Origin of the sequence: Enterobacter cloacae complex sp. IR5412, assembly GCF_049237385.1 — a bacterium.
Classification (GTDB): domain Bacteria; phylum Pseudomonadota; class Gammaproteobacteria; order Enterobacterales; family Enterobacteriaceae; genus Enterobacter; species Enterobacter intestinihominis.
Genome location: NZ_JBMKHQ010000003.1, coordinates 473,815 through 492,474 on the forward strand (window position 1 = coordinate 473,815; position 18,660 = coordinate 492,474).

The following is an 18,660-nucleotide window of genomic DNA, read 5'->3' on the forward strand; positions in this document are numbered from 1 at the left end:
GCATCCTCAGAACAGATCGCTGCGGGATTTCAGCAGGGCTTCGACGTCTTTATCCACCTTGATATGGATTTCATGCTCGATTTTCACGTTCATGTTGATGGTGATCGGCTCTTTGGGCGCCGCCACTTCAATGCGCGGCGTGCAGCCTGACAGCAGCGCGACGACGGCCACGGTGAGTACACCTGCCCTCTTTTTCATTGTTGTTCCTCACTTTCCTTGCCTGTCGAACTGCGGAGAAGGGGTATCGCCGCATGTTGCTCAAACCATGTTTGCAGATTGTCCCCAAAGCGCAGGCTGCGCCAGAGGGTAAAAATGTTCTCTTCATGGGTGTAATTCAGGTTAACGAAACTGCTTTTGCCCTCGACGCGGCTGGTGCCTTTAATGGCCGCCTGCATGGTTAACACACCCAGATTATCCACATTGAGTTTTGTCCACGACTGCGAAATTTCCATATAGCGGAGCCAGTTGATCGCCGCCCCGGCAACCACGTTGTCTTTCACAATGGCATCCGCCGTGTCCTGGTCGATGCGCAGCGTCATCGGCCCCGGGTTGGTCAGCCAGCCATCTTTAATGATCCATTTCTCATTGTCCAGCCAGAACGGCAGCGCGCCGCTCACCGGGCCGGACATGGCAAACTGCTTCGGATTTACCGCGCTTATCAGTTCGCTGGAGGAAATATTATCCACGCGCAGTAAAGCCGGATCGTGCTGCGGCATTCTCAACTGCTGCATGGTGATTTTCCCGCCGAGCGCTTCCACCTTCACGTTGGTGAGCAGGAGCGGGTTCGCTTCGGTCCAGGGATAATCGCCCTGGAGATCCGCGGTGAGATTTCGGGCTGTGACCAGGTTTTTCACCTCGTCGATTCGTAACGTTACCGGTCCGCGCGTGCCCAGTGACCAGGTGCCCTGGCTTAAGCGGAACGGCAGAACAAAATCAACGCCGTTGATTTCGTTATCCGGCATCCACGCGCTGCCCGCTTTCAGCACGCCGTGCCCCCCGGCCTCAAACCCCTGGTCGGGGGCCGCCGAGAAAGCCACCTGCGCGTACATTTCGCCGCCGCGCAGGGTCATTTTCCAGTCTGGCGGGATCAGCGGCTGGAACACTGTAAGAGACTGTTTTGGCCACCAGGCCTGACCGCGGAGGCGTTCGCCGTCCCAGCGTCCATTCACCTGGACCGGGCCGATGTCATCCGCATGAAGGTTCCCTTTAAACTGGAACACCGTCGGGTCTGTCCCGTCAACGCTGAAGGTCAAAACGGACGGCGGCAGCACGCTTCCGCCTGAAAAGCTTGTTTGCCCGGCATTGAGCGCGAGCGCACCGCTAAAGGTGGGGTTATCCGGGTCCCGCGACCAGCGCACCGGGTGATCCAGCACCAGGCGCGGTTTGCTGACCAGCATCGTGCCGTACTGCAGTTTGTCGAACCCCGTAGAAAGATCGGTCAGTTCGATAACGTTGTCGCGCCACTCCCCGGTTCCCCGGACATCCCAGCGCGCGTTCATCGGCGTGAAGTTCCCTTTACCCCAGTAGCGCCACTGCCACAAACCGTTGTCCGGTAAAAAGTCGTTAGCCTGGCCGTCCAGATGCAGCTCAAAATTGCCCATCTCGTTTTCATGCGCCCGCAGAATGGCTTGCAGGCGGCCGTCCACGCCCTTTTGCGTGAGCTTCACGCCCGCCAGCGGCCAGCGGATCTCATCGATATCCAGCGAGTCAATGATGCGTCCGCGCGAGCGCAATAGTGCGCCGGGTTCAAACGTAAGCTGCGGATCGTAAAGGCTGCCGGTCAGCTTCGCCGGGAGTCTGGCATACAGGATCAGATCGTTTTGCTTGGCTTCCCCGCTCAGGTGCAGCGGCATAGCGCTGTTTTCCATACTGAGCGAGCCGGGACCGATATTCAGCACCGCGTTGCCCTTACCCGCGTCCCCCTGGGTCAGCACGTTGAGCCGCCCCGTGAAGGTGGCTTTCTCCAGCCCCTGCTGCCAGTTATCCACCTTCAGGCCGATGCGACCGCTCATCGGCATACCGGAGGCTGACCAGTTCCAGCGCCCGTCGCTGATGGTCAACTGCTGAGCGGTGATCTGCCACGGTAAATCGAGCAGCGGATCGGGGTTGTCCCGCGCCATAACCACCAGCTGGCCCTGATTATCCTCCCAGTCCAGATCGGCATCGACCAGCGAGGATAACTGTGGCACGTTAAAGGTCGCGACCGTATGCCCTTTCACCGGTACGCCGTCCGGCACCAGCGGCAGGGTAAATTCACCGACCAGCTTCACGGGCTGCGACTGGTCCGGCAGCTGCACATCGAACTGGCTGAAGGAGAGCGTCTGGCCGCGCAACTGCCCCTTAATGCTCACCTGCTCGCCTTTATAGGTGATGTCCTGGCGGGCTGGCGTGAGTGAGGCATGTAGCTCACCCTCCCACTGCTGCCAGGGAGAAAGGGTAAAACGGTGGATGGTCAGCCAGGTGTTGGGCAGGACGGCCTGCCACTGCGCCAGCGTTTTCGGCGCCACCGTAGACGGCGCCGATTGCGGTAATTTGCTCAGGCAGACAGAGTTAAGTTCAAGTGCGCCAATATCCAGATCCCAGCGGCTGGGGTGTGACAGGGTCACGTTTTCCACGCGGGCAATTTCGCACTCTTCTACCAGATAACGGAGATCGGGGATGATCAGGGCGTGGCGCGTGAGCCGTGGGCTTTTTTCAAACGCGATGCGTGTTCCAACGGGAAGCCAGATCCCGGCGAGCGTGGGCACCCACTGGGCGAGCGTCATCAGCAGCGTCAGCGGCACAAGAAATAGCAGCAGTAATAGCGCGATTGCGGCTTTGTATTTACCCTTCATGGGCAGTTAATATCCTGATTTTGCGAAATAAATAAGCCGTTCTTGCCGCTCATTGTCGCATGTTTAGCCAGTCAGTTGAAGGTAATGCCATTTTTAAGAGTAGATGCTCTACAATAATTCATAGAACTTATTGATTTCAATGAATTTTGAAAAATTGTAAGATAATTTTAAACATGCTAACGTGGTTCCAAAATCACTGGAGAAAGTCTTATGAAACTCGCGGTATATAGCACAAAGCAGTACGACAAAAAGTATCTGCAACATGTTAACGAGACGTACGGTTTCGATCTTGAATTTTTCGACTTTCTGCTGACTGAAAAGACGGCTAAAACCGCCCACGGCTGCGAAGGCGTGTGTATCTTCGTTAACGATGACGGTAGCCGACCGGTACTGGAAGAGTTGAAAAAACAGGGCGTGAAATACATTGCCCTGCGCTGCGCGGGCTTTAACAACGTCGATCTCGATGCCGCCAAAGAGCTGGGTCTGAAGGTTGTTCGCGTTCCGGCCTATTCTCCGGAAGCCGTGGCAGAACATGCGGTCGGGATGATGATGTCGCTCAACCGTCGTATTCACCGTGCCTATCAGCGTACCCGTGATGCCAACTTCTCTCTGGAAGGGCTGACCGGCTTTACTATGTACGGTAAAACCGCAGGCGTGATCGGTACCGGTAAAATTGGTGTGGCCGCCCTACGCATCCTGAAAGGATTTGGCATGCGCCTGCTGGCGTTTGATCCGTACCCAAGCGCCGCTGCGCTGGAGCTGGGCTTGGAGTATGTCGATCTGAAAACGCTCTTCTCGCAGTCTGATGTTATCTCCCTGCACTGCCCGCTGACTCCTGAAAACTATCACCTGCTTAACCAGTCGGCGTTCGACCAGATGAAAGACGGCGTGATGATCATCAATACCAGCCGCGGCGGACTGATCGACTCTCAGGCCGCTATCGAAGCGTTGAAAACGCAAAAAATCGGCGCGTTGGGTATGGACGTGTATGAGAACGAACGCGATCTGTTCTTTGAAGATAAATCTAACGACGTGATTCAGGACGACGTGTTCCGTCGCCTGTCGGCCTGCCACAACGTGTTGTTCACCGGCCACCAGGCGTTTCTGACCGCCGAAGCGCTGATCAGTATTTCGGAAACCACGCTGGGGAATTTACAGCAGCTTGATAAGGGCGAAGCGTGCCCTAACGCGATCGTTTAAGACCGTCAGGCCGGGTGGCGGTAACCTCTGCCCGGCCAATAATAAGCCCATCAGAAAAATAAGCACAGGTTAACTATTAAGATGGCTAACGTTCATCGTAAATATAACAATCAAGGATATGACTGTTCCGGTGTGACCATATCAGAATGAGGCTCTGCTGAAGGCTGCGTGATTTGCTGCACTATCGTAACCAGTTGTTCAAAAACAGCTCTCATTTGCGTCGGGTAGGTTAAAGACAACCAGGTTGCCAGCACTGCTCCAGCCAAAAAGCCCAACTTCATACACCATCCCTAATAAATTCAGCGAGATACAAGCTTTAACGTATGTGTGGTGCCGGGTGCCTCCCGGTGAGTCGTTGGTCAGCCACCTTGACTCGCTACTGATTACCTAAGCTACACATGCTGTTTAGCCCCACCGCACAGGGGGATTCACCACGCGAGAAAAATAACACAGTGCCCCGGCTGGTTTAGGGGATATTTCGTTTAAAAATAAATAATGACCATACAAAATTAATCTATAACTGTTTTCAGGAACCCTTCTACACTTTAAGCGGATATATCAGTAATAAGATTAATATAAGTCAGTTTTATTACGTCCCTAAATGCTGGGCTATTTACTTAGCCTTCACACATGTTGCCATTAGCAGAGGAGTCTGAAATATGGCATTCGTAACAACGAAAGATGGTGTCAGTATTTATTACAAAGACTGGGGTCCGAAGGATGCGCAGCCGATCGTTTTCCATCACGGCTGGCCGCTGAGCGCCGATGACTGGGATAACCAGATGCTCTTTTTCCTTGCAGAAGGCTTCCGCGTCATCGCCCTCGACCGTCGTGGTCATGGTCGTTCCGATCAGGTGAGTGAAGGTCATGATATGGATCATTATGCCTCCGACGCATCAGCCGTGGTCGAAAGCCTTGATTTGCGTAATGCCGTGCACGTCGGCCACTCCACCGGCGGAGGCCAGGTCGCCAGATACGTTGCGAAGTACGGCCAGCCTCAGGGGCGAGTGGCCAAAGCGGTACTTGTCAGCGCCGTTCCTCCGCTGATGGTAAAATCAGACACGAACCCCGGCGGTACGCCCATTGAAGTGTTCGACGGCTTCCGCCAGGCGCTGGCCGCTAACCGCGCCCAGTTTTACCTCGACGTCGCCAGCGGTCCTTTCTATGGATTTAACCGAGACGGAGCAGAGGTTTCGCAGGGAACAATCCAGAACTGGTGGCGTCAGGGTATGATCGGTAGCGCCAAAGCCCACTATGATGGCATTAAGGCATTTTCAGAAACCGACCAGACGGACGATCTCAAAGCCATCACGGTTCCCGTCCTGGTGTTGCAGGGTGATGACGATCAGGTCGTCCCGTATAAAAATGCCTCCCTTCTTCAGGATAAGCTGCTCGCAAACAGCGAGCTTAAAATCTATCCAGGCTTCCCGCATGGGATGCATACCACGCATGCAGATACCATAAATGCCGATATCCTGACGTTTATTCGCTCATAAAGACGTTGATTATCCATAAAACAACCGGGCACCACGCCCGGTTCTCTTTTGCGGCAAGAATTGAGCGACCATTTCAGGAAGAAACGCTTACAGGAGTTTGATTTTTACTTCATACCCCTCCAGGCCTGTCATGGCCTCATGAGCGATAAACTCAATTTCAGAGACTTCCTGCCCTGTTTTTTTTCGTAATTCTGCAATTTTTTTGGCTATAAGCGCTGAAATTTCTTCCTCTGCCTTTTGCGTCATTGCGTCAACTTTCATATTTACCTCTTGCGGCCGTTTACTGTTTCCAGTATCTAACTGGTTTTAACCATAACCCTATGTAAAGCGTAGACTATCTGCGTTACGTATGCTGCCTTCACCTTGAGATGAGGGGCAGATGGGGCCATTGCATTTAAATATGCATTTAGATTGCATTATTTGAATAAGCTGTTATTGTGCCAACGCCTTAGAGCACATAAACATAAGAAAAGATTTGACTCAAACTCGCCCCGCACCAGGGGCATTTTTTTTGCTCTCTATAAGCAAAAAACCCGCCATGAGCGGGTTTCTGCGTTATTCGGAAAGATTATTTGAAGACTTCTGCTACGGCCTGGAAGTTAGGGCCATGCTCTCGAGCAGCGATGATGACATAGTATTTCCCGCCCTTCTCATCTGCCAGTTTCGAGAGTTTTTGATGAAGATCTGAAGGTGAAGAAACTTGTCCACCTGAAGCCCCTACAGATACATTGCCCAGGTATTCAAGTTTGAAGTGGTGCGCTTCATCTTTGGAAATCATATCTGCCGCAGATGCGCCAAAGCTTGCAACTGTTAAAGCCAATACACTCCCTAATAGTGCTTTTTTCATATCATTCCTCCTGTTAATAAATCTATCTATTTAACATTAGCATCAAATATGGGAATGATCCGTGCCAATGTCGTAGAGAGACTGAGCGATAAGCGTCGCCAGTTGAGCATTATTACCTGCCCTCTCTGACGCAACCTGCGATTACAGCAGGTTCATCTACTATACTGACCTGTGCAGTTAGCATTTATCTGCCCGGTTGCGCGTAAGGTAACCGAAACTTACCTGTACCATGACCATCAGGAGAACAATATGCACACGAGTAAAACCCTGAAAAGGCTGCTAGCCGTATCAGCAGTTGCAGCAATGTTCAGCACCGTTGGCGTACAAGCCCAGACGACAAGCGCCGCGCAAACTAACGCTGCGGGCCAGGCTCAACCGGACGCCAGACTCAGCTCCGGCGACGAGAAAGCGTTGAAGGACATGGCGCAGGCCAATATCAACGAAGTCGCCGCCGCCAGGCTCGCCCTGGACAAGGCCCAGACCAGTGAAGTGAAAACATTCGCCCAGAAAATGGTCGACGACCACGGCGCCGCCCTGACCAAAGTGCAGGCCGTTGCCCAGAAAAAGGGCGTAGAGCTGCCGACCGAGCCAGACGCCGCCCATAAAGCCCTGAACTCAAGGCTTGAAAACCAGCGCGGTGACGCTTTTGACAAAATGTATATGGAATATGCTGGCGTGAAGGACCACGAGAAGGTGCTGTCGAAGCTTAAGAGCGACGCCAGTAAAATCGACGATCCGGATGTGAAGGCTCTGGCCAACGAGCACACGCCGGTCGTTGAGCAGCATCTGAAGTCCGCCGAGCAGATGTCAACGCGTGCTGGCGCATCAGCCGATAAATAACGCGTCGGTGAAACGACTACTGCAAAATAAAGTGGGGCCCGCAGGCCCCACGCTTATTTCACCTTCCTGATGAATTATTCCGGCAACGCGTAGACAACCACCTGATCGCCTACCTGATCCTTCAGGATCGTGTTCCCGCCAGCCACGAAGGCCACATACTGCCGACCCTTATATTCATACACGGACGGGTTCGCTACCGCTGGAGCTTCTGCCTGATCGGACCACAGCTCTTCACCGCTCTCTACCGAGTAGGCACGCACTTTGGCATCCATTGAAGCACCGATGAAGATCACGCCACCCGCCGTCACTGCCGGGCCACCAATGGTAGGCGAACCCCAGCTTTCCGGCATGAAGAAGCCATACTGCTGTGAGGCGCCAACCGGACGACGCCATTTCACATCGCCCGTGTGCATGTCTATCGCCACGATTTCACCAAATGGCGGCTGCCAGCACGGCATGCCCAGCCAGTTGCTCGCCACCAGCAGACGCATACCGTACGGGGCGCCTTCCTGTGGGGCAAAGCCGCTTTCGTTGCCGGAGTCTTTGTCCGCGTTATCGTAATCCTCACGGCTGTAGAGCTTCACGTACTGAACGATATGCGAGGTGTTGACGATGGCGATCTGTTTTTGCGGATCGAACGCCACCCCGCCCCACTGCACGCCGCCGGCGCTATCGGGATAGGTGAGCGTGCCTTCGCCTTTGGTGGTAGGCGGAGTATACATTCCCTCATAGGTCAGGTTATCCCACAGGCGAGAGCACTGGCCGCCACCGACGATATCCGCCAGCTTCCAGATTTCCGGCTTTTTCGACTGGTCGAGCAGCGGCGCAGGTTTGGTCGGGAACGGCTGTGTAGGCGAGAGAACTTCGCCCTGGACCGAACCATCACCCTGCGGAACCGGACGCTCTTCAATTGGCCAGACGTCCTCCCCGGTCAGGCGGTTAACCACAAACAGGAAGCCCTGCTTGGTGGCCTGAACCAGCGCCGGGATCTGCTTGCCGTCTACGGTGATATCCATCAGCGTCGGGGCAGAGTTGATGTCGTAATCCCAGACGTCGTGGTGTACCCACTGACGGGACCAGACCACTTTACCGGTGTTGATGTCCAGCGCGGTGGTGGAGGTGCCAAGCGGAATTGCGTCGACGCGGTTGCCGCCCCAATAGTTGGGAGACGGCGATGAGACCGGGAGATAGACCAGCCCATTGGCCTCATCGGCGGACATGTGCGTCCAGACGTTAGCGGTACCGGTACGCTTGCGGATCTCTGCCGGTATCGCCTCAAAGGTCCATTCAAGCTTGCCGGTCTGGGCGTTGACAGAAAATACGGTACCCGGAGGCGCTTCGGCATAGGCCCAGTCTTTCCCGGCCCAACCCACCAGCAGATGGTTGCCGACGACGGTTGGCGGTTGCAGGACAGAGAGCGGATACTTGGCGTTAACGGTGTTCCACTGATTCAGATCCAGCACCCCGTTGTCCGCAAAGCCGCTGCACGGTTTGCCTGAATCGGCGTCCAGCGCAAAGAGCTTGCCGTCAACGGTGCCCATATAGACCATCTTCTGGCACGCCTCTCCCTTCACCGGATTTTTGGCCTGCCAGTAGGAAACGCCGCGGTTTTTCAGCACCGGCTGGGTCAGTGCCTTGCGCGACGATTTGGTGTCATAGTGCCACTTCTCTTTACCCGTGCCCGGATCCAGCGCAATCAGGCGATCGAAAGGGGTACCGATGTAGAGCGTGTCGTTAGCGAAAATGGGCGTTGCGGACCACACGGTCGCTGGCGTATCACCTTTACCATCCGAGACGTCGCCGGTATGGAACTCCCAGACTTTCGTTAATTTACTGACGTTATCCGCCGTGATCTGGGTAAGCGGGCTGTATTTCTGCGCGTTAAGCTGGCCGTGGAAGCTGTCCCAGGTTGGCGTGCCGGGCACCAGCGGCGTCGCTGGCTGGCTGGCCGAGGCGACTTTCTTTCCGTCACCGCTACCGGTTGAGGCATCGTCTGTGGTTTTTGTGGTTCCAGGCGCCTGCTGATCGGCCGCATCAATATTCAGTGATTCCTGGGTCCCCTGAGAGGCCTCAGCGGCTTTATCCTGCGCCTGCAGCGCGAACGGGGTGACCAGCAGCGCCAGCGCCGTCATGCTGACTTTTATGAAGGGATAATGCTTATCGTTATGCACGGGCGGCTCCTCAGGTTCTGACGGAATGGTTGTAACGGGCGGAATGGCTGCTCAGCATAATCAGACCAATCAGGCCGACCACCATGGCTGCCGTTATGATGTACTGGTGCAGCAGCGCGGCGGCAAAACCAATACCCGCCAACACCACCAGGGTGACAATAATCAGGAAAACACGCGCCCCGCGCCCCGATGCCGCACGTAACACAAAGATCAGTATCGCCAGCACCGCGCTGGCAATGGCCACGCCCAGTGCGCCAATGGTGTCTGTGACGCCGGTAAGCGGCGTCCACCAGGCGTATAGCGCCACCGCGAAGCCTATAACCGCGGCCAACAGCAGCAAAATAGTGCCGACGCGCGAAGATTGAGAATGCAACATACCAGGAATCCCCCTCTAAAAAATGCAAAATGGACCAACATTAAGGCGTTTTCGTGGATATATGTCCCTGCTGTTCGCGCGTGCAATGGCTATTAAAACAACGCGACGTGAAAAACGGCGGCATATTTCCCTAAACGTAACTGAGTATAGAAGAGGATTTTTTAAAGGGGCGTTTATCCGGCGAGTCCCCTTCCTCACGTTGAGCCCATAAGGCAGTGTGTTTCGCTAAAAACGCACGGGCGAGGTTTATTGTCTGCTTTGAGCGAGGGACAAACGCTGGGGTGTAAAAAAAATCGCCAGATGGGGTAGTAAAGGCTAGATTTAATTCAGGCATAACTGGTATGACCACATAAATAAGGCTCTATGAATGCGTTCAGTCATAATACCCGTAAATGGAGGTGGATTTCTGGCAGCCACAATTTGGGAAAGAAGCGATGCCAAAGCGATAGTGCTCCTTCATCCGGCAACGGCGGTTGTACAGGGGTTTTATAAGGGATTCGCAGAATATCTTTTTAACAGAGGATTCAACGTCCTCACATACGATTATCGCGGCACCGGCCTCTCTAAATCCGGGCTGGTCCGTACTTACCGCGTTTCTATGTCTGACTGGATCGACCAGGACGTCGGATGTATAACCGCCTGGGCTAAAGCACATTTTCCAGGGCTTAGCCTGTTGGCGGTAGGACACAGTGTGGGCGGGCATGCCGTTCTGCTTTCAACAGCCACCCACGCCCTGCAAGCTGCGGTCATTGTAGCCTCACATGCCGGGGTGACGAGCACCATCAAACGCACCACAGAAAAGGTGCGTGTCTGGTGCGTATTACGTGTTCTGGCTCCGATTCTGTGCCGTATTTTCGGTTACATGCCTGCCAGGCGCCTGGGGCTGGGTGAAGATTTACCGGCGCCAGTCATGCTTCAATGGGGGCGCTGGAGCGCAATGCCTGGATATTTTTACGATGATCCACACTGGAATGCACGCCAACGGGCTAGTGAGATCACCCTACCCGTGCTGGTAATGGGATTTGATGACGATCCCTGGGCTAACCGTGAAGCTATTGCGCGGCTGATGGAGCCGGTGCAACAAGCAAAAATAGAACGCTGCGAGATACGGCACGCAGAGTTTGGTCTTTCGTCCATTGGGCATATGGGATTTTTTCGTACGCGATGTGCGGAGAAATTATGGCCCGTCGTCGGTCAATGGCTGGAGAGTCAGTGCCCGGATTGAACGACGCGTGAACATGACCTTTCTGAGTATTCAACATATTAAAACCTGCCGGCATAAAAATTTGGAAATTTAACGGAAATGGTTAAGCTTCTTAGACACATGCTTAAGGGATAGTCAGGAAATGATTGTTAACTGTATGGTCTACCGTTCAGGCCACCCCGCCGAAACCGTAGATATTGAGGATATCAGCGAAATCATCCAGGATACCGATGCGTTTATCTGGCTGGGGCTTTGGCAGCCTGAACCTGCTTTTATGTACAAAGTCCAGGAGGAGTTCGGTCTGCACGATCTGGCCGTTGAGGATGCGCTTAATGCACATCAGCGGCCTAAAATAGAGCGTTATGGCAGCTCGGCATTTATCGTTGTAAAAACCGTCAGTGGACAGGACGACAATATTGAGTTTGGCGAAACGCATTTGTTTGTGGGCCGAAACTTCCTTATTACGGTGCGCCATGGTGCTTCAGTGAGCTATGCACCTATACGCGCCCGTGCTGCTGAGGCCCCGGACATGCTTTCGTACGGTCCGGCTTATCCTCTTTACTGTATTCTGGATTTTATTGTTGACAGTTATGCAGAGCTGACTGCGCGCCTCAACACCAAAATTGGTGATATAGAAGCGACACTTTTTCACAGTGAATTTGACCGTGAAGCTATTCAGGACGTGTATTCCCTCCGCCGTAATCTACTCGGGCTTCGCAACGCCGCTCAGCCAGTAGAAGAAATCTGTACAGAGCTTATCCGCATTCATGAAGAACTTATTCCAAAACCCCTCAGGGCGTATTTCAGAGATATTCAGGATCACGCAAGCCATGTAGTAACGGATGTAAATGACATGCGTGAGCTGCTAAGCAGCGCGATGCACGTTAACCTGGCACTGGTTTCAGTGCAGCAAAACGAAGTCGTGAAGAAACTGGCCGGTTGGGGGGCCATCCTCGTGATCCCGACGGTAGTCTTTAGCATGTATGGTATGAACTTCGACCATATGCCGGAACTGAAGACGCTCTTTGGTTATCCGGCTACGGTCGCTGTCACGCTGGGAGCCTGTGTATTACTGTGGCTTCGGCTCAAACGCTCTCGCTGGCTTTGATTGATAAGCGATCTGATAGTTTTTGGTGTCGTGAAGTACAGTAAAGCCTCACGCTTATGTCGATTATGCCACGACACCATACCCTATCCGTTATTTCCCCTGCATATGTCGGTACATTCCTGTTCACCGGGACCCGGTTTCTCAATCTGGGATCGCCCGCTCCACCGTTTATAAAATCCTGAAAAACGAGGCTATCACAGGGCAAGGTCACTCGTTATTCTAAATTATCAAACCACATCGATAATTATTATATTTGTTTATGATTCATTGAGCTCAGATGTGAATTTATATTGACGGACGTAAACATTATTTTTTCACACAAGGATGGTTAATATGAAAAGGGTTTTTATGACGGCTGCATTAACGGGTTTATTTGTCAGTAATAATCCGTATGCAGGAGAAAGCTATCTGGTCTATAACCCACATAATATTGCGGTATTTGAAGTGCGTTTCTTTAATGTTGGCGATGGCCCCTTTATGCCGGACTGGCCGAATGCGTCTGAGTCAACCTGGGATCTTGGCCAGCAACAAAAAGAAAAAATACTCGATGCTATGCGTTACTGGGCTGAGGTTATTACCCCCAGCCCAGGGCAACTGCCTGCCATTATCAATGTGGGGACGTTTAACGACGAGAATGCCGCAGGTTCCAGCGATTCAGTTACCGACGGCATTATAAGTCTGACGCAGTTGCAAGGCGCATTGAACGGTATTGATACCGGAGAGCTGACCTTTGGCTCCCACGCCCAGTTCATCATGGGCAAACTGGATTTTGATAACGTTCCCTATGTGCCCGCGCAATTGCCGCGCACTGGAAAGGCCGATCTGGTCAGCGTCGCTGTTCATGAGCTGGCCCATGGACTGGGAATATCCAATATGGTTACCGATCTGCAAGGAAGTGGCACATTCACGCCCGCTTTCGATACCGTGCCTTTTGGCTCCTGGACCAGCCATCTGCGCGATGACCGTGGCAATCCTGCCCGGACAGGGCAAGTAATATTGTGTAATGGATGCAATAACAGATGGGATCCACAAGGCTTTGATGTACGGCTTGATAAAGGCTATTTCACCGGCAGGCATGTGGATGAAGTCCTTGCAGGCGCCATGCCTGGCGTGCCGGTGAAAATGTTAGCAGACGACGGCTCGGTCGATGATAACTACATGAGCCATATCGAGCTGAAAAACAGCATGATGAGCCATCAGAACTACCGCAATTACACCACGTTTATGGAAGCGGAACTGGCGTTGCTGCAGGATATGGGATATCAGATTGACCGGCGTAACTTTTTCGGTTTTTCGCTATATGGCAACGGGCAAACGCTCGTTAACCGCAATGGCTATTTTCAGCGTAATCAGCAGGCGGATGGCTATCTGGCTGGTCAATACAATACCGCTAATCTGGGAGTTGGCCTGCATGTGTATGGCAGTAATAACCATATCTTTCAACAAGCGGACCTGTTGACGTCAGGGGCTGGCGGCGCGGGCATCCGTATAGATGGGCAAAATAACACCCTGAGCATCGATCCCGGTGTACGGATATACGCCGATGGCGTTAATGGCCGTGGGGTGATGTTTGCCTACGGTAAACAGCACAGCCTTATTCAACGTGGCGACGTTCAGGCACTGGGAGCCAGTGGCGTCGGTATCAGTTTTGATTTTGGCAATAACCTCCTGGGTAACGAGGTGGACTATCGCGGATCCTGGCTTCATATCGTGGACGGCTATTACGATGCGTTATTACCCGAGTTGCAGGGAGCGCTGGTAGACAATGCCGACATCAGCGGACGGGTTGCCGGTAAAGGCGCGGCGATTTATATATCACCGAACGCGCTGGTCGGTAATATAAATATATTAACGGGTGCCCGGCTGGAGGGTGATATTTATTCGGACTACGCCCAGCGGGATGACTATGGCCAACAGCGGTTAACGCTGCTTACCTTCGGTCGGAAGGCCAATGCGTACGGGCAAGCGACGGAAGCTGCCGATGCTGATTTCAGCTTTACGTACCGCGGAAACATTGAAGGTATCAATAATCTGGCACTGGACGCGCACGGAGGGAAAACCTCGCTTAATGGCGATTTCCAGATTTACAGCATGACTATCGCGCCAGGTGCCAGCCTGTCCGGCAACGCCAGCTATACGCTTAATGAGGAAGGCCGCTTTGTAAATAACGGGATCCTTGCGCCGGGTAATTCACTTGGGCAAATCAATATATCCGGTGCTTATCAACAGGGGAATACCGGGCAGTTGTTGTTGGAAGTCGACGGGCGCGGCAGGCATGATACTCTGCGAGTGGACGGTCACGCACAATTTGACGGTCAACTGACGTTTGCGCCGCAGCCGGACTGGTACGCAACAAACTGGCGTCTGAATACGCAAGATTTGCTAAAAACGGACGCTTCCGACGGCAATTTCAGTGCGGTGAACAGCGTGCTCCGTTCACCCACGCTAACGCTGCAAACAACGCCACAGGGAAAGAATGGCTGGCAGCTCTCAATGCTGCGCGCTTCAAACGCATACAGCCGGTATGCGCAGGACGCTAATGCGCGTCAGGTAGGGCAAGCGCTGGATAAAATTGTGGCGGAAGCTAAGTCGGATATACAACCGCTGTACCGTACTCTGGATTTCTCAGCCACTGATGGCGGGAGTATCAGCAATGCCTTGCCGCAACTTTCTGCGGGCGCCTACAGCGCCATGTTCGCAAGTTCCCTGCAGCGTGAACAGCAGATAGCGCGGATCGTTGGCGGGCCAAATCCTGTGGTTATGCCGAAGCAACTGACGGAAGGCGAATGGCGCAGCTTTGCCATACCCTTTGGCGGCGGCTTCTGGCAACAGCGTCAGGGTGACAGTGTAGGGTACGACGCCAGCAGTTATGGCATTGTATTCGGTGCTGAAAAACAAAACGATGAGAATCACAACTGGATGTATGGCTTTCATGGTGCGGTCAGCGGTCAGTCGGTGACGGTGAAATCACCAGAAACCGCAACCGGGAAAACCACTGCTTTCGATCTGGGTATTCATGCTCGTTACGGCGCTGAAAGGTCCGAAGGAATGTATTTATTCGGCACTGGCCGATTGGGTATTGAAGACAGCTGGCTGGACAGAAACATTAATGTAGAAACTTACGGAGCAAGCCACCATGCCACCTGGACCGGATTGTCAGGTTCTGTTACGGCCGGCGGAGGCTATCGATGGGCGCTGAATAATAATGTGAACGCCGGACCGGTAACGTCATTGAATTACACCACATTACATCGTCCCGGCATGAAGGAAAGCGGCAATGACGGCAGCCGACTGATGCTGGGTTCGCAGACCTTCGATTCTCTGAGATCAAGTATCGGGGTGAATGGTAACTGGAATGTACCCCTCGCTTCAGGGGCATCGTTCGCAGCTGAGCTGCAGCTCACCTGGGATCATGAACTGCTTGATGGCAACGTAGTGCAACAAGCCTCTTTCGCCAACTATCGAAGCACAGGGTTTAGTTCCAGGAATCAGGTGACTGGTCGTGACACTCTGGGTGTTAAGGCAGGTATGAGCTATAAAATCAACGCTGATGTCGAATTGGGCATCGGGGTTGAAAGCGAAATGTTTCGTTCTGGCTATGACTCGATTGCAGGTAATCTTTCAGCCACCTGGCGTTTCTGATGTCTGAGGACGAGAAAATAATAGGACTGGCCCTGTCCCCGGCGTTGCCGGGGTATTCCTGAAGGCTTTTGATATCAAAAATGGCTTGTGTCGCCCTGGCCATGCTCACCTGAACCTTTAACCCGCTTAAGCTGGATCTCTTCACCACGTTGCCAGGCATCCGCTCCCTTAGCAACTGGGTGCGCCACAATATCCTTACGTTCTTCTTTGATGGCTTGCGTGCTCACGTCAAAGCGTCGATCTCTGTCCGCCAGAAGTTTAGGGTCTAACTGCCCTTCCCCGGTAAAGCCCATCATCAGTGCCGGAATGCCGAGCGGCAGCTTTTTATCGCGGTCGGTGTGCCAGGTATGCCAGGTCTTGCCGTAGGTATTCACAATTTTGCTCATCAATGCTTTGTCAGCCACTGCAGGTAAACCTGGAGCAATCAGGCTGCCGGATTTCACTTCATATTGATGGCTGTGCCACAATTTTTTTTCTTCCGGCGGCAGTGTGTTAAACAAACGCTCACTAATGATGTACTCAACGCCCATTAAACGGGCATCTTTGGTGTTACCGTCGTAGATCACCGCCTGCATCACGTCTTCATTCAACACGGTTACATAATGATGGGCTTCCATCTGGCCATTTTTATCCCCGCTATAAAAATGGAAACCGTCAAGGTAGGCACTCATTGCATCAATGGGCGGACGGGACTGGATAAGCTGAGCACCGGCTTCAAGCGTGCTCGTCCCGACGGAGGTTTTTACACCCGGAACAGGCGTATTTGAAGGGGTATTGTTCGCGCCACAACCCACTAACGTCAGGCTCGACAATAATAAAAGCGATAATGGTTTCATTGACCCTCCCTGTAAAAGTCACTTTACTGAAAGTAGTACATTCGCGCAGACACGCCAGGAGAGTTTTTATTAAACCATCCGGCAAACTGGCGTACGTTCCGTTTAAGAACACCATTTAAATACTGGCAGAAAGAGCATCAGAGATTTTTCAGCCGCGAAGGCCATTTTTCTGAAGATATGGAGTTGATCGCAGAAGAGTTTGAAGTGGTTGAGATCCTGTAGGACAAAGTAAAGGGGCTGGCGTTTGATCAATTGCCATTTATATCAGTGCCCGCTTCTGGCACAAAACAGCCATTAACATTCATCGAATTCTCAGTAAATCTGAATACCGGGTCGTATACCGCGGTGAAAGCATTTCACGCTTCATCTGCCATTGCTGCTGTATGCCCTGCCCGGCAAAATAAAGCGTACCCTTTCCATCTTTCGCGTTCAGACGATCCAGCACTTCCATCAGCTTTTCACTTCCGGCACGCGGCGCGCTGTTGTCAAACAAATTGAGCTGGGCAACGCCCTGGCTGAAGAAGTCCCCGAGCATAATGCCGGCTTTCTGGTAGCGGTGGCCCTCCTTCCAGATTTTGTCGAGGCACTTTACCGCGGCGTTGATAATGTCGCGGGAGTCCTGAGTGGGTGTGAGAAGCGTCATTGAGGCACTGTTGCCGTAATAGGGTTCGTTCAGAGCGAACGGAGAGGTCTTTACGAACGCCGAGATAAAGCGGCAATACTGGTGCTCGCCACGTAACTTCTCAGCGCCACGGGCCGCATAGCTGCATATAGCCTGGCGCACCTGCTCGTATTCTGTCACGCGCTCACCGAATGACCGACTACAGACGATCTCCTGCTTTGTCGGTGCAAACTCTTCCAGATCGAGGCACGGCTCGCCGCGCAGCTCCCGGACCGTTCGCTCCAGCACTACATTGAAGTGCTTGCGGATAATCCACGTGCTCTGCTCTGAGAGATCCAGCGCCGTTTTGATACCCATCGCATTGAGCTTCTTGCTGATGCGCCTGCCCACGCCCCATACGTCCTCTACAGGCACGATAGCCAACAACCGGCGCTGGCGGTCGATATTGGATAAATCAACCACCCCACCCGTCTGCTGCTGCCATTTCTTCGCCGCGTGATTTGCCAGCTTCGCCAGCGTCTTCGTCTGGGCTATGCCAACGCCGACCTTCAGGTGCGTACGCTTCAAAACCGTTTCGCGGATCTCCTTGCCAAAATCAGTCAGGTCCCGGCAATTACGAACCCCGGTGAGATCACAAAAGGCCTCATCAATGGAATATATTTCGACGCGAGGGCTTATTTCTTCCAGCGTGGTCATTACCCGGCTGGACATGTCAGCGTAAAGTTCGTAGTTACTGCTGAAGCAAACCACGCCGGCGCGCCGGAACAGGTCTTTCTGCTTAAAGTATGGCGCCCCCATGGTAACGCCAGCGGCTTTGGCCTCTGCGCTGCGCGCTATCACGCAACCGTCGTTATTTGAGAGGACAACCACCGGTCGGCCTCTCAAATCTGGCCTGAATACCGTCTCGCATGATGCATAGAATGAATTCACATCACAGAGCGCAAACATATCAGCTGGCCGATTTAACAATAAAAGTGACCACACCAAAAACGTCCAGCGTGTCTTCACTGCCAACGATAATCGGTGAATAAGCGCTGTTCATCGGATTGAGTTGAACATTAGGCCGCAGTTGCAGGCGCTTAACGGTGAATTCCCCTTCCACCGCGGCGATGACGATATCGCCGTGCTCAGCCGTTCGGGAACTATCGACCACCAGTAAATCGCCGTCGCTTATTCCCCCTTCAATCATTGAATCACCCGCGGCTTTAACGAAATACGTCGAGCTGGGGTGGGCAACCAGAAGTTCATTAAGATCAATGCGCTGCTCCACATAATCGGCAGCCGGGCTTGGGAATCCGCACTGAACTAAATCGCTGAAAAGTGGAAGCGCGATAATCTCACGCAGTTCTGTAGGTCTGATAAATTCCATTACGCATACCTCTAATACTGTTTTTATATACAGTAGTTTTGTTTTGAAGCACGCGCAAGGCAGCTGAACCGTAGCGACTGTTTAAACCTTCACCGTTTCGTTTGTAAGTTTCTCT

Annotated in this window: 15 protein-coding genes and 1 pseudogene; 7 read left to right on the forward strand and 9 right to left on the reverse strand. The window is 53.0% G+C overall.

Annotation, left to right across the window (positions count from 1 at the left end; translation table 11 throughout):
* Nucleotides 1–6 precede the first annotated feature (6 nt).
* Both ACOTX2_RS08475 and ACOTX2_RS08480 read right to left on the reverse strand, forming a co-directional pair.
* Nucleotides 7–198: a YnbE family lipoprotein gene (locus ACOTX2_RS08475; RefSeq protein WP_003857369.1), complete on the reverse strand. Its 192-nt coding sequence runs from the start codon at nucleotides 196–198 to the stop codon at nucleotides 7–9.
* Nucleotides 195–2,834 carry a YdbH family protein gene (locus ACOTX2_RS08480; protein ID WP_063147368.1) on the reverse strand — a complete coding sequence of 880 codons (2,640 nt, stop codon included), beginning with the start codon at nucleotides 2,832–2,834 and terminating at the stop codon, nucleotides 195–197. Before ACOTX2_RS08480 ends, ACOTX2_RS08475 begins: the two co-directional genes overlap by 4 nt.
* Nucleotides 2,835–3,044: 210 nt before the next feature.
* On the opposite strand from ACOTX2_RS08480, the gene ACOTX2_RS08485 reads away from it, so the two are divergent.
* The gene (locus ACOTX2_RS08485) at nucleotides 3,045–4,034 is read left to right on the forward strand and encodes a 2-hydroxyacid dehydrogenase (protein WP_063147369.1); all 990 of its coding nucleotides are present in this window, start codon (nucleotides 3,045–3,047) and stop codon (nucleotides 4,032–4,034) included.
* Nucleotides 4,035–4,693: 659 nt separating this feature from the next.
* Nucleotides 4,694–5,530 carry an alpha/beta fold hydrolase gene (locus tag ACOTX2_RS08490; RefSeq protein ID WP_022648007.1) on the forward strand — a complete coding sequence of 279 codons (837 nt, stop codon included), beginning with the start codon at nucleotides 4,694–4,696 and terminating at the stop codon, nucleotides 5,528–5,530.
* A gap of 87 nt (nucleotides 5,531–5,617) precedes the next feature.
* On the opposite strand, the gene ACOTX2_RS08495 is transcribed toward ACOTX2_RS08490, so the two are convergent.
* A complete protein-coding gene (locus tag ACOTX2_RS08495) occupies nucleotides 5,618–5,791 on the reverse strand; it encodes a GnsA/GnsB family addiction module toxin (protein ID WP_074136302.1) in 174 nt (57 codons plus the stop codon).
* 307 nt (nucleotides 5,792–6,098) lie between these two features.
* A complete protein-coding gene (locus ACOTX2_RS08500) occupies nucleotides 6,099–6,377 on the reverse strand; it encodes a DUF1471 domain-containing protein (RefSeq protein WP_063147370.1) in 279 nt (92 codons plus the stop codon).
* 249 nt (nucleotides 6,378–6,626) lie between these two features.
* On the opposite strand from ACOTX2_RS08500, the gene ACOTX2_RS08505 reads away from it, so the two are divergent.
* On the forward strand, nucleotides 6,627–7,217 hold the full coding sequence (locus ACOTX2_RS08505) for a DUF4142 domain-containing protein (RefSeq protein ID WP_022648005.1): 591 nt from the start codon (nucleotides 6,627–6,629) through the stop codon (nucleotides 7,215–7,217).
* A 74-nt stretch (nucleotides 7,218–7,291) separates the two neighbouring features.
* Here the strand turns inward: ACOTX2_RS08505 and ACOTX2_RS08510 are convergent, their stop codons facing one another.
* A complete protein-coding gene (locus tag ACOTX2_RS08510) occupies nucleotides 7,292–9,388 on the reverse strand; it encodes a pyrroloquinoline quinone-dependent dehydrogenase (RefSeq protein ID WP_022648004.1) in 2,097 nt (698 codons plus the stop codon).
* A 10-nt stretch (nucleotides 9,389–9,398) separates the two neighbouring features.
* Complete coding sequence (locus ACOTX2_RS08515; protein WP_045621686.1) at nucleotides 9,399–9,764, reverse strand: hypothetical protein; 366 nt, start codon at nucleotides 9,762–9,764, stop codon at nucleotides 9,399–9,401.
* A gap of 367 nt (nucleotides 9,765–10,131) precedes the next feature.
* Here ACOTX2_RS08515 and ACOTX2_RS08520 point away from each other — a divergent pair, with 367 nt between their 5' ends.
* From ACOTX2_RS08520 to ACOTX2_RS08530, 3 genes are all read left to right on the forward strand, one after another.
* Nucleotides 10,132–10,989 (forward strand): alpha/beta fold hydrolase, encoded by an 858-nt coding sequence (locus tag ACOTX2_RS08520; protein ID WP_421625904.1) that lies wholly within the window; start codon nucleotides 10,132–10,134, stop codon nucleotides 10,987–10,989.
* A gap of 121 nt (nucleotides 10,990–11,110) precedes the next feature.
* Nucleotides 11,111–12,076, forward strand: coding sequence for a magnesium and cobalt transport protein CorA (locus ACOTX2_RS08525; protein ID WP_048966601.1), 966 nt, complete (start codon nucleotides 11,111–11,113; stop codon nucleotides 12,074–12,076).
* Nucleotides 12,077–12,409: 333 nt separating this feature from the next.
* Complete coding sequence (locus tag ACOTX2_RS08530) at nucleotides 12,410–15,718, forward strand: autotransporter outer membrane beta-barrel domain-containing protein (protein WP_063138218.1); 3,309 nt, start codon at nucleotides 12,410–12,412, stop codon at nucleotides 15,716–15,718.
* Nucleotides 15,719–15,792: 74 nt separating this feature from the next.
* Here the strand turns inward: ACOTX2_RS08530 and ACOTX2_RS08535 are convergent, their stop codons facing one another.
* Nucleotides 15,793–16,554 carry an OBAP family protein gene (locus tag ACOTX2_RS08535; RefSeq protein WP_023300017.1) on the reverse strand — a complete coding sequence of 254 codons (762 nt, stop codon included), beginning with the start codon at nucleotides 16,552–16,554 and terminating at the stop codon, nucleotides 15,793–15,795.
* Nucleotides 16,555–16,671: 117 nt separating this feature from the next.
* Between ACOTX2_RS08535 and ACOTX2_RS08540 the strand changes: the two are divergent.
* Nucleotides 16,672–16,776, forward strand: a pseudogene (locus tag ACOTX2_RS08540) (ASCH domain-containing protein); the annotation flags it as partial.
* A 79-nt stretch (nucleotides 16,777–16,855) separates the two neighbouring features.
* Here ACOTX2_RS08540 and ACOTX2_RS08545 read toward each other — a convergent pair.
* Both ACOTX2_RS08545 and ACOTX2_RS08550 read right to left on the reverse strand, forming a co-directional pair.
* Complete coding sequence (locus ACOTX2_RS08545) at nucleotides 16,856–18,124, reverse strand: Y-family DNA polymerase (RefSeq protein ID WP_032622206.1); 1,269 nt, start codon at nucleotides 18,122–18,124, stop codon at nucleotides 16,856–16,858.
* A 1-nt stretch (nucleotide 18,125) separates the two neighbouring features.
* Nucleotides 18,126–18,545: a translesion error-prone DNA polymerase V autoproteolytic subunit gene (locus ACOTX2_RS08550; protein ID WP_022647996.1), complete on the reverse strand. Its 420-nt coding sequence runs from the start codon at nucleotides 18,543–18,545 to the stop codon at nucleotides 18,126–18,128.
* Nucleotides 18,546–18,660 lie beyond the last annotated feature (115 nt).